The organism is Kitasatospora sp. NPDC002522 (assembly GCF_053595195.1).
On record NZ_JBSFXE010000043.1, the window covers coordinates 36,158 to 59,460 of the forward strand.

17 protein-coding genes are annotated in these 23,303 nt (G+C 71.5%); 6 read left to right on the forward strand and 11 right to left on the reverse strand.

Going from position 1 to position 23,303, the window contains the following annotated elements; all coding sequences use genetic code 11:
• Positions 1-41 precede the first annotated feature (41 nt).
• The 5 genes from ACWD4U_RS28790 to ACWD4U_RS28810 form a co-directional block, all read right to left on the reverse strand.
• Complete coding sequence (locus tag ACWD4U_RS28790; protein WP_363458650.1) at positions 42-2,183, reverse strand: right-handed parallel beta-helix repeat-containing protein; 2,142 nt, start codon at positions 2,181-2,183, stop codon at positions 42-44.
• Between the two features lie 324 nt (positions 2,184-2,507).
• Positions 2,508-4,820 (reverse strand): right-handed parallel beta-helix repeat-containing protein, encoded by a 2,313-nt coding sequence (locus ACWD4U_RS28795; RefSeq protein ID WP_363458649.1) that lies wholly within the window; start codon positions 4,818-4,820, stop codon positions 2,508-2,510.
• 163 nt (positions 4,821-4,983) lie between these two features.
• Positions 4,984-5,547: a type III secretion system chaperone family protein gene (locus ACWD4U_RS28800; protein WP_363458647.1), complete on the reverse strand. Its 564-nt coding sequence runs from the start codon at positions 5,545-5,547 to the stop codon at positions 4,984-4,986.
• Positions 5,548-5,706: 159 nt separating this feature from the next.
• Entirely contained in the window at positions 5,707-8,310 is a 2,604-nt protein-coding gene (gene clpB, locus ACWD4U_RS28805; RefSeq protein WP_363458645.1) for an ATP-dependent chaperone ClpB, read from the reverse strand.
• A 76-nt stretch (positions 8,311-8,386) separates the two neighbouring features.
• On the reverse strand, positions 8,387-9,355 hold the full coding sequence (locus tag ACWD4U_RS28810) for a LysR family transcriptional regulator (RefSeq protein ID WP_363458643.1): 969 nt from the start codon (positions 9,353-9,355) through the stop codon (positions 8,387-8,389).
• A 70-nt stretch (positions 9,356-9,425) separates the two neighbouring features.
• Here ACWD4U_RS28810 and ACWD4U_RS28815 point away from each other — a divergent pair, with 70 nt between their 5' ends.
• From ACWD4U_RS28815 to ACWD4U_RS28830, 4 genes are all read left to right on the forward strand, one after another.
• A complete protein-coding gene (locus ACWD4U_RS28815; protein ID WP_363458641.1) occupies positions 9,426-10,526 on the forward strand; it encodes a TDT family transporter in 1,101 nt (366 codons plus the stop codon).
• 692 nt (positions 10,527-11,218) lie between these two features.
• Positions 11,219-12,223, forward strand: a complete 1,005-nt coding sequence (locus tag ACWD4U_RS28820; RefSeq protein WP_363458640.1) for a LuxR C-terminal-related transcriptional regulator — start codon at positions 11,219-11,221, stop codon at positions 12,221-12,223.
• On the forward strand, positions 12,216-13,163 hold the full coding sequence (locus tag ACWD4U_RS28825) for a LuxR C-terminal-related transcriptional regulator (protein ID WP_363458638.1): 948 nt from the start codon (positions 12,216-12,218) through the stop codon (positions 13,161-13,163). Before ACWD4U_RS28820 ends, ACWD4U_RS28825 begins: the two co-directional genes overlap by 8 nt.
• A 29-nt stretch (positions 13,164-13,192) precedes the next feature.
• The gene (locus tag ACWD4U_RS28830; RefSeq protein WP_363458637.1) at positions 13,193-14,173 is read left to right on the forward strand and encodes a LuxR C-terminal-related transcriptional regulator; all 981 of its coding nucleotides are present in this window, start codon (positions 13,193-13,195) and stop codon (positions 14,171-14,173) included.
• Positions 14,174-14,180: 7 nt separating this feature from the next.
• Here the strand turns inward: ACWD4U_RS28830 and ACWD4U_RS28835 are convergent, their stop codons facing one another.
• Complete coding sequence (locus tag ACWD4U_RS28835; RefSeq protein ID WP_363458635.1) at positions 14,181-14,801, reverse strand: hypothetical protein; 621 nt, start codon at positions 14,799-14,801, stop codon at positions 14,181-14,183.
• Between the two features lie 306 nt (positions 14,802-15,107).
• Here ACWD4U_RS28835 and ACWD4U_RS28840 point away from each other — a divergent pair, with 306 nt between their 5' ends.
• On the forward strand, positions 15,108-15,290 hold the full coding sequence (locus ACWD4U_RS28840) for a hypothetical protein (protein WP_363458633.1): 183 nt from the start codon (positions 15,108-15,110) through the stop codon (positions 15,288-15,290).
• A gap of 6 nt (positions 15,291-15,296) precedes the next feature.
• Here the strand turns inward: ACWD4U_RS28840 and ACWD4U_RS28845 are convergent, their stop codons facing one another.
• The 5 genes from ACWD4U_RS28845 to dnaK form a co-directional block, all read right to left on the reverse strand.
• Complete coding sequence (locus ACWD4U_RS28845; RefSeq protein WP_363458631.1) at positions 15,297-16,262, reverse strand: helix-turn-helix transcriptional regulator; 966 nt, start codon at positions 16,260-16,262, stop codon at positions 15,297-15,299.
• Positions 16,263-16,535: 273 nt separating this feature from the next.
• Positions 16,536-17,057 (reverse strand): heat shock protein transcriptional repressor HspR, encoded by a 522-nt coding sequence (locus ACWD4U_RS28850; protein WP_363458629.1) that lies wholly within the window; start codon positions 17,055-17,057, stop codon positions 16,536-16,538.
• Between the two features lie 7 nt (positions 17,058-17,064).
• Complete coding sequence (gene dnaJ, locus ACWD4U_RS28855) at positions 17,065-18,207, reverse strand: molecular chaperone DnaJ (protein WP_363458627.1); 1,143 nt, start codon at positions 18,205-18,207, stop codon at positions 17,065-17,067.
• A 118-nt stretch (positions 18,208-18,325) separates the two neighbouring features.
• Complete coding sequence (grpE, locus tag ACWD4U_RS28860) at positions 18,326-18,916, reverse strand: nucleotide exchange factor GrpE (protein WP_363458626.1); 591 nt, start codon at positions 18,914-18,916, stop codon at positions 18,326-18,328.
• On the reverse strand, positions 18,913-20,760 hold the full coding sequence (gene dnaK, locus ACWD4U_RS28865) for a molecular chaperone DnaK (protein WP_363458624.1): 1,848 nt from the start codon (positions 20,758-20,760) through the stop codon (positions 18,913-18,915). Before dnaK ends, grpE begins: the two co-directional genes overlap by 4 nt.
• Positions 20,761-21,042: 282 nt before the next feature.
• Here dnaK and ACWD4U_RS28870 point away from each other — a divergent pair, with 282 nt between their 5' ends.
• Positions 21,043-23,256, forward strand: a complete 2,214-nt coding sequence (locus ACWD4U_RS28870; protein ID WP_363458622.1) for a (Fe-S)-binding protein — start codon at positions 21,043-21,045, stop codon at positions 23,254-23,256.
• The last annotated feature ends 47 nt before the right edge of the window (positions 23,257-23,303 follow it).

Sequence of the window (23,303 nt, forward strand, 5' to 3'; positions counted from 1 at the left end):
GAAGGCCCGGCGGGTGGGCCGGGCCTTCGGGGTGGGGCTGCTCAGTGCTGGTAGTAGCCGAACTGGTCGACCACCACGTGCACGGTGCTGTCGGAGGCGTTGTAGAAGGTGATCATGCCGTCCTTGACCGGGACCACGACCTGGTTGGCGATGGTCTGTCCGGCCCGCCAGTTCAGGTTGGACGCCGTCGGGAGCGGGTCGCCGTGCGGGTACACCGTCAGGTGGCCGTCGGTGCCGGGCTCGGTGACGGTGACGTTCAGGACCACGGCGCCGTCGATGAACGGGCCCTCCAGGTAGAGCTCCAGGTTGCTGCGGGGTGCGACCGGTGCGGCCGGGCGCATGCCGTTGCCGTCCCAGGAGTTGGTCCGGGTGTCCATCACCCGGGTCGGGCCGATCGGGCGGTAGGTGATGTCGCCGCCGGTGGTGTAGTAGCCGGCGAGGTCGGCGATGACGTGCACGGTGGCGTCGGAGGCGTTGTAGAAGGAGACCTTGCCGTCCTTGACCGGGACGGTGACCAGGTTGGGGATGGTCTGCCCGGTGGTCCAGTTGAGGTTGGAGGCGTTGGGCGCGCTCTGGCCGTGCGGGTACACCGTCAGGTGGCCGTCGGTGCCGGGCTCGGTGACCGTCACATTCAGGGTGATCGCGGTGGCACCGGCCGGGATGCCTGCGACGCCGGTGACCTGGAGGTCGACGGTGCCGCGCGGGGCGACGGCCTTGGCGGTCGCTACGCCGATCGGGGCGCGGGTGTCCAGCAGCCGGGTCGGGCCGGCCGGGTTGAAGGTGCTGCCCTTGGCGCTGTAGTAGCCGGCCAGGTCGGCGATGACCTGGACGGTGGCGTCGGAGGCGTTGTAGAAGGAGACCTTGCCGTCCTTGACCGGGACGGTGACCAGGTTGGGGATGGTCTGTCCGGCGGTCCAGTTGAGGTTGGACGCGGTCGGCATCTCGTCGCCGTGCGGATACACCGTCAGGTGGCCGGGGGTGCCCGGCTCGGTGACGGTGACGTTCAGGGTCACGGCGGTGACGCCGGCCGGGATGCCCGCGACGCCGGCCACCTGGAGGTCGACGGTGCCGCGCGGGGCGACCGGCTCGGCGGTGGGGACGCCGATGGGCGCGCGGGTGTCCAGCAGGCGGGTCGGGCCGGCCGGGGTGAAGAGGCTGCCGAAGTCCTGGAACTCCCGGGCGCCGCGGTCGCGGGTGCCGGTGCCGGTCCCGGTGTTCGGCACCACCGGGTCGTCCGTCGCGGCATAGCCACGGGCGTCGCCGGGCAGCATGCCGGGCACGCTCTCGTCCGCGGAGTCGACGATCGGGGAGCGCGACTGGCCGGGGTGGTACTGCCAGAGCGCCGCCCAGTCGGTGACGTAGTCGTGGGTGCCCTGCCCGGTCGCCGCGGTGAAGGCCGCCTGGGTGGCGTACGCCGTGCCGGTCCAGGTGTAGGCCGGGGCACCGCCCTTCGGCGAGAGGGTGTTGTAGTCGGCCTTGGTGCCGGACACCGAGCCCGCGTCGACCGTCAGGCCGACGGGCGCGGACCCGGCCGGGCACGGCTGGCCCTCGTCCAGGTTGGCCGTCCCGGTGGCGTTGTTCTCCACCGTCGCGCCGGTCGACCCGTTCTGGAGCTGCACCGCGGCGCCGCAGGGCGCCTGGACGGTGTTGTTGACGACGGTCGTCGACGGGGCGCCCGAGATCCGGATGCCGGTCGGGTCGAGCCCGCTCTGGGCCAGGATGTCCAGCGAGGCCAGCACCGTCCCGGTGGAGCCGCCGTCGACCACGACGGCGGCACCCTTGGGGTAGCTGAGCTGCGCCTGGCCGAAGGCGACGTCCTTCGAGTGGTTGGTGATCCGCACCCCGCCGGTGTACGGGGCGACCGCCCGGAAGCGGACGTCCTCGGCCCCGTCGACCACCACGGCCTGGCCGCCGCCGACCGGGTTGAGGTTCAGGTCCTCGAAGCGCAGGTGGGCGCCCTTGACGGTCAGGCCGTCGGCCTCGGTGGCACCGCCGTTGCGGATGACGACACGGTCGTCGAGCGAGAGGGCATTGGAGGCCGGTCCGCGGAAGGTGATCGGCGCTGCGGCCGTGCCCGAGTGGGTGACGACCAGCGCGGGTTCGACGTAGTCGCCGGCCGCGATCTGCACGGTCTGGCCCGGCTGGACGGCGTTCGCCGCCGCCTGAATGCTGCAGAGCGGCACCGCCGCGCTGCCGGGGCCGTCGTTGCTGCAGCCGCCGCTGTTGTTGACGTAGAGGGTGGTGGCGTCGGCGAGGGCGCTGGCAGGGCCGAGGGCCGGGAGTACGGCCGTGCCGAGCAGCGCGGAGCCGATGAACGCCGCGATCCGGGTTCTGATGGGGTGCTCCCACGGGCTTGCGATGGGTCAGGCCGCCGGGAAGTCGCACACAGGGCCGACGGCGGACGGATTCTCGCACGCAGGTGCGACGCCCATCGGCGCGGGGGCGGGAACGCCGACGGGCCCGGCTCCGCGGGTGTCGCGGTGCCGGGCCCGTCGGGGTGGTGCTGATCAGTGCCCGTAGTAACCGAACTGGTCGACCACCAGGTGAATCGTGCTGTCGGAGGCGTTGTAGAAGGAGATCCTGCCGTCCTTGACCGGGACCACGACCTGGTTGGCGATGGTCTGCCCGGCGGTCCAGTTGAGGTTGGAGGCGTTGGGGGCGGCCTGGCCGTGCGGGTAGACGGTCAGGTGGCCGTCGGTGCCCGGCTCGGTGACCGTCACGTTCAGGACGATGGCGCCGTCGGTGAACGGGCCTTCGAGCGGGAGCTCCAGGGTTCCGCGCGGCGCGATCGGCCCGGCGTCGCGGGGCGTGCTGCCCCGCTGCTCGACGCGGGTGTCCATGATCCGCCACGGGCCGTCGGGGCGGAAGCTGATGTCGCCGGTGGTGGTGTAGTAGCCCGCCAGGTCGGCGATCACCTGCACGGTGGCGTCGGAGGCGTTGTAGAACGACACCTTGCCGTCCTTGACTGGGACGGTCACCAGGTTGGGGATGGTCTGCCCGGCGGTCCAGTTGAGGTTGGAGGCGTTGGGGGCGGCCTGGCCGTGCGGATACACCGTCAGGTGGCCGGGGGTGCCGGGCTCGGTGACCGTCACGTTCAGGGTGATCGCGGTGACACCGGCCGGGACGCCTGCGACGCCGGCGACCTGGAGGTCGACGGTGCCGCGGGGGGCGACGGCCTTGGCGGTGGGGACGCCGATGGGCGCGCGGGTGTCCAGCAGGCGGGTCGGGCCGGCCGGATTGAAGGTGCTGCCCTTGCTGCTGTAGTACCCGGCGAGGTCGGCGACGACGTGCACGGTGGCGTCGGAGGCGTTGTAGAAGGAGACCTTGCCGTCCTTGACCGGGACGGTCACCAGGTTCGGAATCGTGGTGCCGGCTGTCCAGTTGAGGTTGGACGCGGTCGGCATCTCGTCGCCGTGCGGATACACCGTCAGGTGGCCGTCGGTGCCGGGCTCGGTGACCGTGACGTTCAGCGTGACCGCGGTGATCCCGGCCGGGATGCCCGCGACGCCGGCCACCTGGAGGTCGACGGTGCCGCGGGCGGCGACGGGCTTCGCGGCCGGGACGCCGATCGCGGCGCGGGTGTCCAGCAGCCGGGTCGGCCCGGCCGGGCTGAACAGGCTGCCGAAGTCCTCGAACTCGGCGGCGCCGCGGTCACGCGTGCCGGTGCCGGTGCCGGTGTTCGTGACCACCGGGTCGTCCACCGCCGGTCGGCCGTAGGCGTCGACGGGCAGGATGCCGGGGACGTTCTCGTCGGCGGAGTCGACGAGCGGGGAGCGCGACTGGCCGGGGTGGTACTGCCACAACTGCTCGTAGTTGGTGACGTAGTCGTGCGCGCCCTGGCCGGTCGCCGCGGTGAAGGCCGCCTGGGTGGCGTACGCCGTGCCGGCCCAGTCGTAGACCGGGAAGCTGCTGTTCGGCGCGAGCGTGTTGTAGTCGGCCTTGGTGCCGGACACCGAGTCCGCGGCGACCGACAGCCCCAGGGCCGGCGACCCGGCCGGACACGCCTGGTCGTTCCCACCGATCGTCGTCACCAGGTTGTTCTCCACCGTGGCGCCGGTCGACCCGTTCTGGATCTGCATGGCGGTGCCGCAGGTGGCGTGGATGGTGTTGTTGACGATGGTCGTCGACGGTGCGTCGGAGATCCGGAACCCGGTCGGGTCGACCATGCTCTGCGCGAAGATCGACAGCGAGGCCAGGACCGTGCCGGTGGAGCCGCCGTCGACCACGACGCTCGCACCCTTGGGGTAGCTGCTCTGGGACTGGCCGAAGGACACGTTCTTCGACTGGTTGGTGATCCTGATGCCGCCCATGAACGCCGTCACGGTGCGGAAGGAGACGTCCTCGGCGCCGTTCGCCACCACGGCCTGGCCGCTGCCGGTCGGGTTGACGGACAGGTTCTTGAAGCGCAGGTGCTGGCCCTTGACGGTGAGCCCGTCCGCGCTGGGAACCGAGGTGTTGGTGATGACCACGGTGCTGTTGGTCTGGTAGTCGCCCAGGTCGGGGCCGCTGAACGTGATCGGCGCCTGGGCGGTGCCGGCGGCAGTGACGGTCAGTCCGCCCTCGTCGTACTCGCCGGCGAGGACCTGCACGGTCTGGCCGGGCTGGACGACGGCGGCCGCCGCCTTGATGTGGCAGAACGGGGCTGCCTGGGTGCCGGTGCCGGAGTCGGTGCAGTGCGCTCCGGCGGCGTTGTTGACGTAGAGGGTGGCGGCGTCGGCGAGGGCGCTGGCAGGGCCGAGGGCCGGGAGTACGGCCGTGCCGAGCAGCGCGGAGCCGAGGAGCGCCGCGATCCGGGTCTTGATGGTGTTCCCCCTGGACATGAGAGTCACGCCGTCGTGAATTCGTACACAGGTCCGACGGCGGACGGATTCTCGCACGCCCGATTCCCCGGTGTACACACGGATTTCGGCGTAGCGGGGAACGCCGACGGGCCCGGCGCCGCGAGGTCGCGGTGCCGGGCCCGTAGGGGGTCGCGGGGGAGGCTCAGGCCTCGTTGGTGGGGCCCTCGTCGCCGTCGGTGTCCTTGTCCTCGATCTCGTCCTGCAGGCCGAGGCGCTCGACCATCCACTGCTCGAACCCGACCGAGGCCTGGGTCCAGTTGGCGGTGGTGCCGACGAAGTACTCCAGGCTGACGCCGTTGCCGACGATCATCTGGGACTCGCCGATCAGCCGGACCACGCCGTCCTCGTGGGTGTGGGTGTAGACCTTCGGCCAGAGGGTCTCGCGGTTCCACTCGTCGATCAGGTCGAGGATCTCGCCCTTCTTCTCGAGCGGGTAGGCGCGGTCGTAGAACGCGCGGACCGCGAACAGCTCCTTCTGGTCGCCGCGGAACATGTAGTACACGCGGAAGCCCTGCCAGGGGGCGGTGAGGTCGCCCTCCTCGTCGACGACGTGCTTGAGCTGCATCTGGTCGAGCAGCTGGGCGACCAGGTTCTGGTCCGGGATGATCACCGGGGGCGGTCCGGCCGGAGCGCCACCGGGCTGGCCACCGCCCTGCGGCGGCTGCGGCATGCCGAAGGACGGGATGGACGACGGGTCGATGCTCACGGGGGTGTCCCTTTCGAGGTGCACAAGGGCGGCCGACACGGCGCGCCGCCCTTCTCATAGGTCCATCCTGCCTCATTCGGGCCGCTCGGCACAGAGACCACCGGCCCGTGGCCGCGGGCCCGCCGGAGGGTGTTCCGGCGGGCCCGCAGGGTCACCGGATCACTTGAGCAGCGAGGGCTTCGGACCGACCGTGAGCCGGTCGTGGGCCTCGTCCCGGTCGACCAGGACGGTGTCGCCGTCGTGCACCCGGCCGGACAGGATCTCCTTGGCCAGCTGGTCGCCGATCGCGGACTGCACCAGCCGGCGCAGCGGCCGGGCGCCGTACGCCGGGTCGTAGCCGGTGAGGGCGAGCCAGTCCCGGGCGGCGGGGGTGACCTCCAGGGTGAGCCGGCGCTCGTGCAGGCGGCGGGCGAGCGCGTCGACCTGCAGGTCGACGATCCGGCTGAGCTCCTCGGTGCCCAGCGGGTCGAAGACCACGATGTCGTCCAGCCGGTTGAGGAACTCCGGCTTGAAGGCGGAGCGGACCGTCTCCAGCACCAGCTCCTTCTTGCGCTCCTCCGGCGTGGTCTGGTCGACCAGGTACTGCGAGCCCAGGTTGGAGGTGAGGATCAGGATCGCGTTGCGGAAGTCCACGGTGCGGCCCTGGCCGTCGGTGAGCCGGCCGTCGTCCAGCACCTGGAGCAGCACGTCGAACACCTCGGGGTGGGCCTTCTCCACCTCGTCCAGCAGCACCACGCTGTACGGCCGGCGGCGGACCGCCTCGGTGAGCTGGCCGCCCTCCTCGTAGCCGACGTACCCGGGCGGGGCGCCGACCAGGCGGGAGACCGAGTGCTTCTCGCCGTACTCGCTCATGTCGATCCGGACCATCGCCCGCTCGTCGTCGAACAGGAAGTCCGCGAGCGCCTTGGCGAGTTCGGTCTTGCCGACGCCGGTGGGGCCGAGGAAGAGGAACGAGCCGGTCGGGCGGTCCGGGTCGGCGATGCCGGAGCGGGTGCGGCGCACCGCGTCCGACACGGCCTGCACGGCCTGCCGCTGGCCGATCAGGCGGCGGCCCAACTCGTCCTCCATGCGCAGGAGTTTGGCGCTCTCGCCCTCCAGCAGGCGGCCGGCCGGGATGCCCGTCCAGGAGGCGACCACGTCGGCCACGTCGTCCGGGCCGACCTGCTCCTTGACCATGGTGGCGGTCGGCTGGTCCGCGGCGCGGTCCTGCGCCTCGGCCAACTCCCGCTCGGCGGACGGGATCTCGGCGTACATCAGCTTGGAGGCGCGCTCGAAGTCGCCGTCCCGCTGGGCCCGGTCGAGGGCGCCGCGCAGGTCGTCCAGGCGCTCCTTGAGCTCGCCGACCCGGTTCAGCGACTTCTTCTCCTGCTCCCAGCGGGCGTTGAGGGTGCTCAACTGCTCCTGCTTGTCGGCGAGATCGCGGCGCAGCTTGCCGAGCCGCTCGACCGAGGCCGGGTCGGACTCCTTGTCCAGCGCCAGCTCCTCCATCCGCAGCCGGTCGACCACGCGCTGCAGCTCGTCGATCTCGACGGGCGAGGAGTCGATCTCCATCCGCAGCCGGGAGGCCGCCTCGTCGACCAGGTCGATCGCCTTGTCGGGCAGGAAGCGGGAGGTGATGTACCGGTTGGAGAGCGTCGCGGCGGCGACCAGCGCGGCGTCGGTGATCTCCACCTTGTGGTGCGCCTCGTACCGGCCCTTGAGGCCGCGCAGGATGGCGATGGTGTCCTCGACGCTGGGCTCGCCGACCAGCACCTGCTGGAAGCGGCGCTCCAGCGCCGGGTCCTTCTCGATCCGCTCGCGGTACTCGTCCAGCGTGGTGGCGCCGACCATGCGCAGCTCGCCGCGGGCCAGCATCGGCTTGAGCATGTTGCCCGCGTCCATCGCGGAGTCGCCGCCGGCGCCCGCGCCGACCATGGTGTGCAGCTCGTCGATGAAGGTGATCACCTGGCCGTCGGAGGCCTTGATGTCGTTCAGGACGGCCTTCAGCCGCTCCTCGAACTCGCCGCGGAACTTCGCGCCCGCGACCATCGCCGCCAGGTCCAGCGCGACCAGGCGCTTGCCGCGCAGCGACTCGGGCACGTCGCCCGCGACGATGCGCTGGGCTAGGCCCTCCACCACGGCGGTCTTGCCGACGCCGGGCTCGCCGATCAGCACCGGGTTGTTCTTGGTGCGCCGGGAGAGCACCTGCACCACCCGGCGGATCTCCTGGTCGCGGCCGATCACCGGGTCGAGCTTGCCGTCCCGGGCGGCCTGGGTCAGGTCGGAGCCGTACTTCTCCAGCGCCTTGTAGGTGCCCTCCGGGTCCGGCGAGGTGACCCGGGCGCTGCCCCGGACGTCCTTGAACGCGGCCAGCAGCGCCTTCGGGGTGGCGCCCTGGTCCTTGAGCAGCTCGGCGGTCCGGCCGCCCTCGGCGGCCAGGCCGACCAGCAGGTGCTCGGTGGAGACGTACTGGTCGTCCAGGTCCGCGGCGCGCTTGCCGGCCTCCTCCAGCACCGCCAGGGTGTCCCGGGCGAGCTGCGGGGCGGCGACCGTCGACCCCTGGGCGGCGGGCAGCGCGGCGGCCTGCTGGCGGGCGGCGGCGGTGACCTTCGCGGCGTCCGCCCCGACCGCCTCCAGCAGCGGCCGGGCCAGGCCCTCCGGCTGGTCGAGCAGGGCCAGCAGGATGTGCACCGGCTTGACGTCCGGGTTCCCCGCGGCGCTGGCCTGCCGGATGGCGGAGGACAACGCCTCCTGCGTCTTGCTGGTGAACTTACTGGCGTCCACTGCGGGCATACCCCTCTCGGCTCAGGTCCTTCCAAGTCTGCTGAATACAGCATGCACTAAGTTGAGTCTATTCCGCTCAAGTTTTCATGGACTCGGTGCGAACATCGTGCGAAGGGCTCCGCGGGGCGGTGCCGGGACGCTGCAGGGCCCGGGTCAGGCCCAGCAGCTGGCGGGCCGGTCCGGCCGGGCGCTGGCCGGCCGGCCAGACCGCGCGCAGCGGTCGGTGCAGGTCGAGGTCGGCTGCCAGCGGCACCGCCACCAGGCGGCGGGTGGCCAGCTCCTCGATCACCGCCAGCTCGCTCAGGCAGACCGGACCGGCGCCCGTCATCGCCGCCGCCTTGAGCGCGGTCGAGGACGCCAGCTCCAGGCGCGGCGGCGCCGCCCCGCCGTACGGGGCGAGCGCCTCCTCCAGCACCTCGCGGGTGCCCGAGCCGACCTCGCGCAGCACCAGCGGGGTGGCCGCCAGTTCGGCGCCGGTGACCGGGGCGCGGCGGCGGGCCCAGCGGTGGTCGGGGGAGACCACCACCACCAGGCTGTCCGCGGCGACCACCGCGCCGGCCAGACCCGGCGGGGTGCTGGTGCCCTCGACGAAGCCGAGGTCGGCCTCGCCGGCCAGCACCTGGGAGGCGACGTCCGCCGAGTTGGCGGTGCGCAGGGTGACCGCGGTACCGGGGCTGGCGGCGTTCAGCGCGAGCAGCCAGCCGGGCATCAGGTACTCGGCCACGGTCAGGCTGGCCACCACCCGCAGCCGGGCGTCCCGGCGCTCGCGCAGCGCGTCGATGCCGGCGTCCAGCGCCTGGGCGGCCTCCACCACCTGCCGCGCCCACTCGACCACCAGCCGGCCCGCCTCGGTGGGGCGGGAGCCGCGCGGGGAGCGCTCCAGCAGTGCCACGCCGATCTGCCGTTCCATGCTCTTGATCCGGGCGCTGGCGGCGGGCTGACTGACCCCCAGTTCGGCCGCCGCGCGGCCGACGCTGCCCAGCCGGGCCACCGTGAGCAGCAGCTCCAGGGCGCCGAGGTCCGGGACGTGCGGGGAGAGAGCCATAGGCCCAGGCTATGTCCTCATAGCGGAGCGCTCGCTACCGCCGCCCCCTCGCGCGGGTGACGGTGGAGCCATGGCAACACTCCTCGCGGCCGACAGCCGTCTACGCACCCTCGACCTCGCCCGGCTCGGCCCCAACTGGTACGCCGCGGTGATGGGCACCGCGATCACCGGGAACGCCGCCGCCGCGCTGCCGATCGAGGTGCCGGGCCGGGTCGCGCTGGCCGAGGCGGTGTGGACGCTGTCGCTGCTGCTGCTCGTGTTGCTGCTGGCCTCCCGCGCCGTCCACCTGGTGCGGCACCGCGAGCAGGCCCGGCACACGCTGCTGGAGGACCCGTCCGCCGCGGTGTTCTACGGCTGCCCGCCGATGGCCCTGCTCGCGGTCGGCTACGGGGCGCTCGCGGTCGGCGGCCCGGTGATCGGCGCCGGCCCGGCGCTGGCCCTGGACGCGCTGCTGTGGAGCACCGGGACGCTGTACGCGCTGGCCGTCGCGGTGGTGCTGCCGTACCTGATGATCACCCGGCACCGGCTCTCCGCACTGGAGGCCAACCCGACCTGGCTGCTGCCGGTGGTGGCCCCGATGGTGGCCGCCGCGCTCGGTCCGGCGCTGGTGCCGCACCTGCCGGAGGGGGCGGCCCGGGTGGCGCTGCTGTACGGCTGTCTGGCGATGTTCGGCGCCAGCGCGCTGGCCACCCTGCTGATGCTGCCGGTGGTGCTCGGCGGGCTGCTGCACAGCAAGCTGCCCGCGCTGGTGCTCACCCCGTCGCTGTTCCTGGTGCTCGGCCCGCTCGGCCAGTCCACCACCGCGGTCAACCAGTTCGCCGACGCCGTCCCGCTGGCGCTGCCCGGCGCCGGGGCGCAGGGCGCGGAGTTCGCCCGGCAGGCGGCGGTGGCGTACGGGGTGGCGGTGCTCGGTTTCGCGCTGCTGTGGCTGGTGGTGGCGCTGGCCGCCAACCTGCGGGCGCTGCGGGCCGAGATGCCGTTCGCGATGACCTGGTGGGCGTTCACCTTCCCGGTCGGCACCCTGGTGACCGGCACCGCGGGCCTCGCCCGGCACACCGGTTTCGGCGGATTCACGGCCCTCGCCGGGGCGCTTTACCTGCTGCTCTTCTCGGCCTGGGCGGTGGCGGCCGCGCGGACCTTCGCGGGCTTGCGCGCCGGGCGCCTGCTGTAGGGCACCATAGGGACCCATGCCGTGCGGGAATATGTCGGCGCACGCAAATGCCGCGCGCGGTCGGCGGATGAGGCAAACCCCCTGCGGTGTAACGGGGTTGAGCCCTCCGGATCGGCGGGTTCTGCGAAGGAATTCGGAATTTTCCGCGGCGGCCGTGACGCTCCGGCCTGCTCGGACGCTCGCGCACGCGGCGAGTGGGGCCCTGTGCCGAATGACCGTTCGGGGGAGGGGGGAATAGCTTGATTCCGGGTTTTCGGACACTTGTCCGGGTGATTTGTTGCAGGTTCCCGCAAGTGCAGGAACCTGCAGCCGGAGACCACTTGTTCGGCGTTCGTCACGCTGTGAGGGTGTAGTCACGCCAAGTCGTCCCGGGCCGCCGCAGCCCGAGTCGACGGCTTGCTCTTCGCGTGGGTACGACAGGTGCGTTCGCACCTGCGCAGCCGGGGGGAAGAGCGCCGGTCGGGACGCCATGTGTGGTGATGGCCCCCGTGTCCGGAGTCGGTGAGGCGTTGCTGCTCCGCCTCGCCGAAAGCGTCTGACGATTGGCGTGACACGAGCGGGTCCTCCGGGTCCCGGGCGCTCAGGTGCCCGGCCCGGAGGACGCGCCCGTCCACGGGGCTCCCGCCGTCGAGCCGGCCGGGCCTCCTGGGATCATGATCCGCAAACGGAGGAACACGGCAGGAGTGCTCGACGTGGCTGCGGACCACCCGAAGGGCGAACCGGGCGCCGGGCTGCCCGAGGACGCCGCCACCCGCCTGTACCTCGCCGTGCTCGCCGCCGGCGGCCGCATCCCGCTCACCGACCCGCCGGTGCTCGACCCGGCCACCGGACCGGGCCACCAACAGGCCCTGCTCGACCAGCTGGTGGCGATCGGCCTGGTGCTGCCCAACCACATCGACGGCTACTACGTCGCGATCAGCCCGCGCACCGTCGCCGAGCGGGTCAGCGCCGACATGCGCGCCGAGGCGACCCGGCTGCTGCTGCACGCCGAGCGCCTGCCCGGCGAACTCGACCCGCTCACCCGCGCCTACGACGCCGTCCCGCGCCCCGCCGAGCAGGCCCGGCAGGCCACGTACGTCGACGGCCAGGAGGCGATCCGGCTGCGGATCGCCCAGCTGGTCTCCGAGTGCCGGCTCGAACTGCTCACCGCCCAGCCCGGCCTGCGCCCCGCCGCCGTCCTCGAACTCGCCCTCACCCAGGACCAGTTGCTGCTCCGCCGGGGCGGCACCATGCGCACCCTCTACCAGCCGGTGGCGCTCACCGAGGAGAGCGCCGTCAACCACGCCGCCGCGATGACCGACCGCGGCGCGCAGATCCGGGTCCTCGACGAGCCGTTCCTGCGGGTGATCGTCGTCGACCGCCGGATCGCCGTCATCCCCGCCGCCGACGACCACAGCCGCGCCGCCTTCGTCGAGGACCCCGCCGCGGTCGCCTTCCTGGTCTCCGTCTTCGAACGCGACTGGGCCCGCGCCGACCACGTCCGCTGGCGCGACCTGGACGGCCGCACCCTCACCCGCACCGTCTCCGACCGGGTCGGCCGCCTCCTCGCCGCCGGCCTCACCCAGCGCGGCATCGCCACCCGCCTCGGTCTCTCCGAACGGACCGTCGCCGGCCACATCTCCCGGCTGCGCGACCGCTACGGCGCCCAGACCCTGTTCCAGCTCGGCTGGCTGATGCGCGGAGGCCGACGTGACTGACCCCCTGCCGAGCGAGGCCGAACGGCAGCTGTACCGCGACATCCTGGACCAGGGCGGCCGGGTGATGTTCCGGGAGGCGATGGAGCAGGACCCCGACGGCGTGCTCCGGCTGATCGAGCTCGGGCTGCTGGTCCACCAAGGACTCGACCAGTCGCTGAGCGCCGTCGACCCCCGCTCGGCCGGCGAGCGCATCAAGGTGGAGCTGCGCTCCCGGGCCACCGGGCTGCTGGTCCAGGCCGAACGGACGGCCGGTCAACTCGAGGAGCTCACCCACGCGTACGAGGCCACCGCGAACCGGGCCGACCGGACCAGCGCCGTCCAGCACGTGACCGCCGTCGAGCAGATCCGGCACCGGATCCTGCAGATCGAGTCGGAGATGCGCGAGGAGACGCTGGCCGCCCAGCCCGGCGGCGCCCGCCTGCCCGCCTTCATGGCACAGGCCCTGGAACGCGACCGCCGCTTCCTGGCGGCCGGCATCAGCCTGCGCACCCTCTACCAGCCCGGCGCCCTCGACGACCCGCCGACCGTCGAGTACGCCGCCGCGAGGACCGCCTGCGGCGAGCGGATCCGGGTGCTGGACGAGCCCTACCAGCGCCTGCTGATCTTCGACCGCAAGATCGCGATCATGCCGGCCAGCGCCGACGAGAAGAGCGCCGCCATCGTGGAGGACCCGGCCGTGGTCGGCCTCCTCGTCGAGCGCTTCGAACGCGACTGGCGCCGCGCCCGACCCGTCAACTGGCACGCCCTGGCCGGCCGCACCGTCGGCGTCCCCGCCGAGCTCGCCCGCCTGCTCACCGCCGGCCACACCCAGCGCGCCATCGCCACCCGCCTCGGCCTCTCCGAACGCACCGTGGCCGCGCACATCTCCCGGCTGCGCGAGCTCTACGATGCCGAGACGCAGTTCCAGCTCGGCTGGCTGATGAGGGACGGTGCGCGATGAGCGGGGGCGGCAGAGAGGAAGAGCGACCAGTGGGCGAGCCGAACGGCACCGCGCTGCCGACCGAGGCGGAACGGCGGCTGTACCAGCAGATCCTGGACCAGGGCGGCCGGGTGATGTTCCGTGAGGCGGTGGAGCAGGACTCGGCGGGCGTCCTGCGGCTGCTGGAACTCGGACTGCTGGTGCACCACAGCGCGGACCAGTCGCTGACCGCGGTCAACCCGCGCTCGGTGAGCGAGCGGATCAGCGCCGAACTGCGCGCCGAGGGCACCCGGATGCTGCTGCGCGCCGAGGAGATGCCCGGGCTGCTGGAGGACCTCACCCACGCCTACGACGCCACCCCGCGCCGGGCGGACCGCTCCAGCGTGGTGCGGCACGTCGACCGGATGGAGCTGATCCGGCACCGGATCCTGCAGTTGGAGAGCGAGACCCAGGAGGAGGGGCTGGCGATGCAGCCCGGCGGGGCGCGTCCGCCGGACCTGCTGGCCGAGTCGCTGGAGCGCACCCGCCGCTTCCTGGAGCGCGGCGCCACGCTGCGCAGCATCTACGAGCCGGCCGCCCGGATGGACGAGACGACGGTGCGGTGGGCGGCGAAGGTGACCGCCTGGGGCGGCCGGTTCCGCACGCTCGGCGAGCCGTTCAGCCGGCTGCTGGTCTTCGACCGCCGGGTCGCGGTGGTCCCGGCGTCCGCGGACAACACCAGTGCCGCGTTCATCGAGGACCCGGCGGTGGTCTCGTTCCTGGTGGCCGCGTTCGAACGGGACTGGGAGCGGGCCGAGCGGGTGCAGTGGCGGGCGGTCGAGTCCGGCGGCGACCCGGCGGTCCCGGTCCACGACCAGGTCGGACGCCTGCTCGCCCAGGGCCTGACCCAGCGCGCCATCGCCTCCCGGCTGGGCCTGTCCGAACGCACCGTGGCCGGGCACATCTCCCGGCTGCGCGAGCTCTACGACGCGGAGACCCTCTTCCAGCTGGGCTGGCAGATGCGGGGAGCCGAGGGGCCGCGCGAGGCCTGACGGATCGTCAGCCGGTGGCGATCTCCGGGGACCAGAAGCCGTACGGGCTGGTGGGCTCCTGCCGCGGGCGCGGGAACTGGTCGCCGGGCGCGGTCCAGAAGCCGCCGCGCAGCGAGAGCGCCATGCCGGCCCAGTCCAGCGCGGTCTCCACGGTGTGGTGCAGCGCCTCCTGCGACCAGGTGTCGTCGAAGACCAGCGGCAGCACGGGGGAGACCTGCTCGATGGTGGCGATCAGCGGGTTGTGGGTGATCGCCTCGTCGACCAGCAGCACGATCGGCTTGCGCAGCGCCGAGGCCCAGCCGAGCTCCAGGCTGACGCCCGCCGACAGCGGGGCGCCGACGTACGCGAAGACCAGGTCCGCGCTCTGCATCGCCCGGAAGTCCGAGGGCACCCGCGGCTCCGGCACCCGGCCGGCCACCGTCCAGGCGTCGCTGTGGTGCGCGCTGTAGACCGCGGCGCCGCTGCGCAGCAGCGTGCTCCGCAGGGTGGTCAGCCTGGTCCGGCTGGCCAGCGTCACGACGCTGTCGGCGGGCCCGGTCAGCCGCATCAGCGGCGCGGCCAGGAACACCCGCGCGCGGCGTCCTTCGGCGCTCTGGACCGCGTGATTGCGCAGATGAGGCTCAGTCATGTCGACTCCGGGAGAATCGGTCGGCGGGGGCGGGCCCTGCCAGCGTGGTGTTTTGCGAATGCTGCTGACATTCGGTGCGGTCGGAACTAATTTGCCGAGTTCATGCCACTCGCGTGCGCCCCCGTCGGTCGAACCCTGCTCACGCGAGTGCTGGGCTCACTGATCGTCGCTGCACGTCGGCGGTGCCGTCCACTGTCACCCGATGTCATCTCTCTGCCATGCAGGGAGATGACAGCCCCTGTCGCCTTCCGCGATCCCGCGCAATGCGGGCATTATTAATGCTCGGTCAGATTGTCATACTCGCAGTTGGTTGATGTGATCTACATCGGAGGGAGTGCTCTCGTGCGTCATGCGCGTCGCCTCATTGCCACGGTCGTTCTTCTGGGTGCTGCGCTCTTCGCCGGTGTGGGCACCGCCAACGCCGACAGCGGCTGGGACCCGAAGGCCGCCCAGCAGACGGTCATCCCCGCGGACAGCTACTGGCAGTAGTCGGGATCAGTCGAGGGGTCCGTCCGACAGGTCGTCAGAGTCGGGCCTCTCGACGTCCTCGGCTTCCTGCGCCAGTTTCCAGCCGAGTTGGAACAGGGTGTCGACCCCGTAGTCCTCGCGGAGTTCCGCGATGTGCCGGGCCAGGGTGCGTTCGCTCAGCCCGAGGTTGCGGGCGATCACCCGGTGGCCGATGCCCTGCACCATCGACCGGATGATCTGCCGGCGCAGGCTGGTCAGGACCTGCGGCGGGACCTCCCGGTTCGCGTGGAACGGGATCGCCCGCTCCCAGAGCGCGTCGAAGGTCTGCACGAGGTAGGCGATCACCGCCTGGTCCTTGATGAAGGCGGCCTGGGTCATGTCCTTGCTGCCCGGGATGATCGCGACCTTCCGGTCGATGATGATCAGAATGCTGAACGGCTCGTCCAGGGTGCGGATCTGACTGCCCGCCGCGGTCATCGTCTCGACGTACTCCAGCGTCGGACTCGAGTACCGGGCGCTCGGCTGGTAGATGCTCCGGGCGGTGCCGCCCCGGTGGAGCACCCCGAGGTCGCGGTCGACGACCGCCCGCACCGTCTCGGCCCGCCGCCCGCCGCCGGGCTGCGCGGTCAGCAGTTCCTGCGTGCAGTTGTCGACCAGCATCGCCAGCCGCTGGTTGATCGTGGTGTGGCCCTGGACGTACTCGATCTTCCCGCCGGACTCGCCGGTGCCGGTCAGCTCGCTGAACGCCTCGCCGAGGTCCTGCAGTTCGGCGGAGAGCGTGGCGGAGCGGGTGAGCAGGTGGGCGGCCTCGCGCTGCCAGGCGGTGCTGAGCGAGACCGAGAGCGTCCGCGGGTCGATCGCCACCACGACTGACGGGTCGTCGGATTCGCGGATCAACAAGCCGAATTCGAGCAGCTCGACAATCTGCTCCCGAACAGCCTCGTGCGCGGTGGTGTCCACCCGCCCACCGGAACGCACGATGAACAGGTACACCTCATGTGCTTCTGCGGAGAGCGACCTGCGCCCGGGATCGAGCGATGTGGAGTCCCGGAATGCGCGCATGGACTTCTCCCCTCCGTCTGACTCCGTGGGCGGTGGTGCACGGCTAGCCAGGTTGATCAGTAGGGATCATAGGCAGAACCGCCCGACCGCGGATTCCCATTTGCGCCGGGCATTCGATCGGCCGCCACGCTGAAACTCTCCCAGCACGGCGACGCCGCCGAAACCCCCCGGACGGCCGGAGGTTGTCGACGGCGTCGAACGCGATCAGCGCTTGGGGCGCCAGACCACCAGCGCGCTGGACTGCTGCACCTGCTGGTAGGGGACGAGGTCGCGGCGGTAGGAGGCGTGCACGGCGGCCTCGCGCTGCTGGAGGGTGGCGGCGGCGCCGTCCAGGGCGTCGACCAGCTCGGCGATCCGGGACTGCAGGGCGGCGACCTGGTTCTCCAGCTCGATGATCCGCTTGATGCCGGCCAGGTTGATGCCCTCGTCCTGGGACAGCCGCTGGACCTCGCGCAGCTGCTGGATGTCGCGCGCCGAGTACCGGCGGCCGCGGCCGGCGGTGCGATCGGGGCAGACCAGGCCGAGCCGGTCGTACTGGCGCAGGGTCTGCGGGTGCAGGCCGGAGAGCTCGGCGGCCACCGAGATGACGTAGACGGGGGTGTCCTCGGTCAGCACGTAGGCCGGCGGCCCGGTCGGCCGGGTGCGGCCGGCGCCGGGCAAGCCCTCGCCGAGGCCGGGGGGGCCGATCCGGCCGTCGCCGTGGGGACTGTCGGGGTGGGGACTCATCGGGATCTCACGCTCCCTCCGCCGCCTTGAACAGGGCGGCACGCGGGTCGTCCGAGGTGGTGGCCTCGCGGTACTGCTCCAGTGCGGTCAGCGCGTCGCCGGTGACGTGCTTGGGCACCGCGACCTCCACGGTGACCAGCAGGTCGCCGCGGGTGCCGTCCTTGCGGGTGGCGCCCTTGCCGCGGGCCCGCATGGTCAGGCCGTTGGCGCTGCCCGGGGGCAGCTTGAGCTTCACGGCCGGACCGTTCAGGGTCGGCACCTCGATGGTGCCGCCGAGCGCCGCCTCGGGGAAGCTGACCGGCACGGTGACCGTCAGGTTGTCGCCCTTGCGCCCGAACACCGGGTGCGAGTCGACGTGCACGCTGACGTACAGGTCGCCGTTCTGGCCACCGCGCTCGCCCTGCGCGCCCTTGCCCTTGAGCCGGATCCGCTGGCCGTCCTGGACGCCGGCCGGGATGCGGACCTGCATGGTGCGGGCCGAGGAGGCCCGGCCGCTGCCGTGGCACACGGTGCACGGGTCGTCGACGATCATGCCGCGGCCCTTGCAGTCCCGGCACGGCTCGGAGAGCGCGAAGGCGCCCTGGCCGCGGCTGACGGTGCCCGCGCCGACGCAGGTCGGGCAGACCCGCGGGGTGGTGCCGGTCTTCGCGCCCGTCCCGGCGCAGGCCCGGCAGGCCGCCTGGGAGGTCATCCGCAGCGGCACGGTGGCGCCGTCCACGGCCTCCTCGAAGTTGAGGGTGACCTCGGTCTCCACGTCGGCGCCCCGGCGCGGCTGCGCGGTCTGCCGCCCGCCGCGGTTGAACAGGCCGCCGAACACGTCGCCGAGTCCGCCGCCGCCCCCGCCGCCGCCGTTGAACAGGTCGCCGAAGTCGAAGCCGCCGCCGGCCGCCCCGCCGGGCCGGAACCCGCCGTTGCCGAACAGCGAGCGCGCCTCGTCGTACTCCTTGCGGCGCTTCTCGTCGGAGAGCACGTCGTACGCCTCGGAGATGTCCTTGAACCGCTCCTCGGCCTTGGCGTCGCCCTTGTTGGCGTCCGGGTGGAACTCGCGCGCCAGCTTGCGGTACGTCTTCTTGATCTCGGCGGCGGTGGCGTCCTTGGGCACGCCGAGGACCTTGTAGTAGTCCTTCTCCACGTAGTCCTTAGCGCTCATGGCCTTTTACCGCCACCTCCCGTTGCGATTCCCGCCGCTGTGCTGCGGCGCCGTAGTACGGCGCTGCGGAGCCGCCGCCGTGTGGACGACGTACGACTCCGCAGCGCACGGATGGTACTCAGCTGTCGGACGCGCCGTCAGCCTTGCCGGAGTCCGGCTCGCCGGTGGTCTGGGTGCCCGGCTGGGGCTCCGCGACCGCGACCATCGCCGGGCGGATGATCCGCTCGCCGATCCGGTACCCGGGCTGGAGGATCTGCACGCAGGTGTCCTCGGTGACGTCCGAGGAGTAGCTGTGCATCAGCGCCTCGTGCAGCGTCGGGTCGAAGGGCTCGCCCTCCTTGCCGAACTGCTGCAGGCCCAGCTTGGCGACGACCGTCTCCAGGGACTCGGCGACGGACTTGAAGCCGCCCGTCACCTCGCCGTGCTCGCGGGCCCGGCCGATGTCGTCCAGCACCGGGATCAGCGACTCCAGGATGTTGGAGACGGCGATCTCCCGGACCGTGGCACGGTCCCGCTCGACCCGCTTGCGGTAGTTCTGGTACTCGGCCTGCAAGCGCTGCAGGTCGGCGGTGCGCTCACCGGCCTCGCGCTTGGCGGTGGCCAGCTCGTCCGAGCCGGCGCCCGCGACGGCCTCCTCGGCAGCCTTGAGCACGGCCTCCTCGGCGGCGGAGTCGTCGCCGGGCTGCTCGCCCTGCGGCTTCTCCGTCATGCGGCACCGCCCTTGGGCTTCTCGTCATCGACGATCTCGGCGTCCACCACGTCGTCGTCCTTGGCGCCCGGCTCGCCGGCACCGGCCGCGCCGGCCGCCGCGCCCGCGCCGTCGGCCTGCGCGTAGAGCGCCGCACCGAGCTTCTGGGCGGTGGTGGAGACCTTCTCGGTGGCCGTGCGGATGGCCGCGACGTCCTCGCCCTTCAGGGTCTCCTTGAGCTCGCCGATCGCGGTCTCGACCTCGGTCTTGACGTCCGCCGGGAGCTTGTCGGAGTTGTCCGCGATGAACTTCTCGGTGGAGTAGACCAGCTGCTCGCCCTGGTTGCGGGTCTCCACGGCCTCGCGGCGCTTGTGGTCCTCCTCCGCGTACCGCTCGGCCTCCTCGCGCATCCGGTTGACCTCGTCCTTCGGCAGCGAGGAGCCGCCGGTGACGGTCATCTTCTGCTCCTTGCCGGTGCCGAGGTCCTTCGCGGCCACGTGCATGATGCCGTTGGCGTCGATGTCGAAGGTGACCTCGATCTGCGGCAGGCCGCGGGGCGCCGGCGGCAGGCCGGTCAGCTCGAACATGCCGAGCTTCTTGTTGTACGCCGCGATCTCGCGCTCGCCCTGGTAGACCTGGATCTGCACGGACGGCTGGTTGTCCTCGGCCGTGGTGAAGATCTCCGAGCGCTTGGTCGGGATCGTGGTGTTGCGCTCGATCAGCTTGGTCATGATGCCGCCCTTGGTCTCGATGCCCAGGGACAGCGGGGTGACGTCGAGCAGCAGGACGTCCTTGACCTCGCCCTTCAGGACACCGGCCTGCAGGGACGCGCCGATGGCGACGACCTCGTCCGGGTTGACGCCCTTGTTGGCGTCCTTGCCGCCGGTCAGCTCCTTGACGAGCTCGGCGACGGCCGGCATACGGGTCGAGCCGCCGACCAGGACCACGTGGTCGATCTCGGACAGCTGGATGCCGGCGTCCTTGATGACGTTGTGGAACGGGTGCTTGCAGCGGTCCAGCAGGTCCGCGGTCAGCTGCTGGAACTGGGAGCGGGTGAGCTTCTCGTCCAGGTGCAGCGGGCCCTCGGCGGACGCCGTGATGTAGGGCAGGTTGATCGAGGTCTCGGAGGACGAGGACAGCTCGATCTTGGCCTTCTCGGCGGCCTCGCGGAGGCGCTGGACGGCCATCTTGTCCTTGGACAGGTCGACGCCGTGGCCGGCCTGGAAGACCTTGACCAGGTGGTCGACGACCCGCTGGTCCCAGTCGTCGCCGCCGAGGTGGTTGTCGCCGTTGGTGGCCTTGACCTCGACCACGCCGTCGCCGATCTCCAGCAGCGAGACGTCGAACGTACCGCCACCGAGGTCGAAGACCAGGATGGTCTGGTCGTCCTTGTCCAGGCCGTAGGCCAGGGCGGCGGCGGTCGGCTCGTTGACGATGCGCAGGACGTTCAGGCCCGCGATCTCGCCGGCCTCCTTGGTCGCCTGGCGCTCGGAGTCGTTGAAGTACGCCGGGACGGTGATGACGGCGTCGGTGACCGTCTCGCCCAGGTACGACTCGGCGTCCCGCTTGAGCTTCTGCAGGACGAAGGCGGAGATCTGCTGCGGCGTGAAGTCCTTGCCGTCGATGCCGATCTTCCAGTCGGTGCCCATGTGGCGCTTGACCGACCGGATGGTGCGGTCGACGTTGGTGACCGCCTGACGCTTGGCGACCTCGCCGACCAGGACTTCGCCGTTCTTGGCGAAGGCGACGACGGACGGCGTGGTCCGAGCGCCCTCGGCGTTGGTGATGACCGTGGGCTCACCGCCCTCAAGAACACTGACGACGGAGTTCGTCGTACCGAGGTCGATGCCGACCGCGCGTGCCATCGTGAATACCTCCGGGGAGAAGTTGAGCTGTACGGGCTCAAGGATGCATGACGGATCGGGAAGCGTCAACAGCTTTGAGTCGGTGTCGCTCAACTTTACTGAGCGCTTATGCGGAGGGCTGGGCCGCTAGGGTGAGTCTGGCCTTAGTGACTGCCGCCATACCTTGAACATCTTCTGGACGGGTGTTAACGCGCGGTAATGTCCGGCCCGTCGACCCTGCAAGTTACCGACCAGTACACTCTGCGGGAGACTAGGACCAAAGCCGCTGGAGACGGAGAGCCGATGCAGCTAGCAGCGATCGTCATCTCGCTGGTCACCTTCGTGATCGGCACCGCGCTCGCCGCCCGTGCGGCGTTGTACATCTACAAGGTGGTGCGCACCGGCTCCGCCGACGCCACCCGGTTCGGACAGCCCGCCCAGCGGGTCGCCACGGTGGCCAAGGAGTTCCTCGGCCACACCCGGATGAACCGCTGGGGCATCGTCGGCATCGCCCACTGGTTCGTCGCGGTGGGCTTCTTCTCGCTGGTGCTCACCCTGGTGAACGCCTTCGGGCAGCTCTTCGACGCCGAGTTCGCGCTGCCGGTGATCGGTCACTGGCTGCCGTGGAACATCTTCGTCGAGCTGATCGGCACGCTGACCACGCTGGGCATCCTCACCCTGATCGTGATCCGGCTGCTCAGCCTGCCCTCGCGGGCCGGCCGCAAGTCCCGGTTCGCCGGCTCGATCGCCTGGCAGGCGTTCTACGTCGAGTACACGATCCTCGGCATCGGCCTGTGCATCATGATGCTGCGCGGCCTGGAGGGCGCCCTGGAGGGCGTCGACTCCTACGAGGCCACCTACCTGGTCTCGTACCCGATCGCCGCCGCGTTCCACGGCGTCGCGCACGGCACGCTGGTCAACCTGGTCTACCTGTTCGCGATGCTGAAGATCTGCATCTCCTTCGCGTGGGCCATCACCATCGGCCTCAACCCGTCGATGGGCGTCGCCTGGCACCGCTTCCTGGGCTTCTTCAACATCTACTTCAAGCGCGAGGAGGACGGCGGCGTCGCGCTCGGCGCGCTCCGTCCGATGACCAGCAACGGCGCCCCGATCGACTTCGAGGACCCGGCCGACGACGCGGTCTTCGGCGTCTCCCAGGTCGAGCACTTCTCGTGGAAGGGCATCCTCGACTTCTCCACCTGCACCGAGTGCGGCCGCTGCCAGTCGCAGTGCCCGGCCTGGAACACCGGCAAGCCGCTGTCGCCCAAGCTGCTGATCATGAGCCTGCGCGAGCACGCCTACGCCAAGGCCCCGTACCTGCTGGCCGGTGGCGGCAAGGACATGGAGGGCGAGGAGAGGGCGAGCGCCGAGCAGCTGGCCGGCGTCCCCGCCGAGGCCCTCGCCGAGGCCGAGCGCCCGCTGATCGGCACCGCCGAGGAGAACGGCGTCATCGACCCGGACGTGCTGTGGTCCTGCACCACCTGCGGCGCCTGCGTCGAGCAGTGCCCGGTCGACATCGAGCACATCGACCACATCGTCGACATGCGCCGCTACCAGGTGATGATCGAGAGCAGCTTCCCGACCGAGGCCGGGACGATGCTCAAGAACCTGGAGAACAAGGGCAACCCGTGGGGCCTGGCCACCAAGGCGCGCCTCGACTGGGTCAAGGAGCTGAAGAAGGAGACCGGCATCGAGGTGCCGGTGATCGGCGAGGACATCGACCCCGCCGAGGTCGAGTACCTCTACTGGGTCGGCTGCGCCGGCGCCCTGGAGGACCGGGCGAAGAAGACCACCAAGGCCTTCGCCGAGCTGCTGCACACCGCGGGCGTCAAGTTCGCGATCCTCGGCAAGGAGGAGACCTGCACCGGTGACTCCCCGCGCCGCCTCGGCAACGAGTTCCTGTTCCAGATGCTCGGCGCGCAGAACGTCGAGACCCTGAACGCCGCGCTGGAGGACGCCCCCACCAAGCGGATCGTCGCCACCTGCCCGCACTGCTTCAACACCATCGCCAACGAGTACCCGCAGCTCGGCGGGCACTTCGAGGTCATCCACCACACCCAGCTGCTGCAGCACCTGATCGACGAGGGCAAGCTGCTGCCGGTGAACCCGGTGGAGGGCCTGATCACCTACCACGACCCGTGCTACCTCGGCCGCCACAACAAGGTCTACACCCCGCCGCGCGAGATCATCGGCAAGGTGCCCGGCCTGCGCAACGAGGAGATGCACCGCCACAAGGAGCGCGGCTTCTGCTGCGGCGCGGGCGGCGCGCGGATGTGGATGGAGGAGCGGATCGGCAAGCGGATCAACACCGAGCGCGTGGACGAGGCGCTGTCCCTCAACCCGGACATCGTCTCCACCGCCTGCCCGTTCTGCCTGGTGATGCTCTCCGACTCGGTCAACGGCAAGAAGAACGAGGGCGCGGCCAAGGAGCACCTGAAGGTGGTCGACGTCGCCCAGCTGCTGCTGGAGTCGGTCCGCGCCACCCCGGCCGAGACCGCCGAGCCGGTCGACGCCTGACGCCCGCTCACTCCCCGGACCCCGGACGCCCGTTGCGGCTCCGGGGT

What these genes read in the sequence shown, in the direction of transcription:
- ACWD4U_RS28795 (WP_363458649.1), bottom strand. Translation starts at nt 4,820, where the DNA reads ATGTCCAGGGGGAACACCATCAAGACCCGGATCGCGGCGCTCCTCGGC.
- ACWD4U_RS28810 (WP_363458643.1), bottom strand. Translation starts at nt 9,355, where the DNA reads ATGGCTCTCTCCCCGCACGTCCCGGACCTCGGCGCCCTGGAGCTGCTG.
- ACWD4U_RS28815 (WP_363458641.1), top strand. Translation starts at nt 9,426, where the DNA reads ATGGCAACACTCCTCGCGGCCGACAGCCGTCTACGCACCCTCGACCTC.
- ACWD4U_RS28835 (WP_363458635.1), bottom strand. Translation starts at nt 14,801, where the DNA reads ATGACTGAGCCTCATCTGCGCAATCACGCGGTCCAGAGCGCCGAAGGA.
- ACWD4U_RS28850 (WP_363458629.1), bottom strand. Translation starts at nt 17,057, where the DNA reads ATGAGTCCCCACCCCGACAGTCCCCACGGCGACGGCCGGATCGGCCCC.
- dnaJ (WP_363458627.1), bottom strand. Translation starts at nt 18,207, where the DNA reads ATGAGCGCTAAGGACTACGTGGAGAAGGACTACTACAAGGTCCTCGGC.
- grpE (WP_363458626.1), bottom strand. Translation starts at nt 18,916, where the DNA reads ATGACGGAGAAGCCGCAGGGCGAGCAGCCCGGCGACGACTCCGCCGCC.
- dnaK (WP_363458624.1), bottom strand. Translation starts at nt 20,760, where the DNA reads ATGGCACGCGCGGTCGGCATCGACCTCGGTACGACGAACTCCGTCGTC.
- ACWD4U_RS28870 (WP_363458622.1), top strand. Translation starts at nt 21,043, where the DNA reads ATGCAGCTAGCAGCGATCGTCATCTCGCTGGTCACCTTCGTGATCGGC.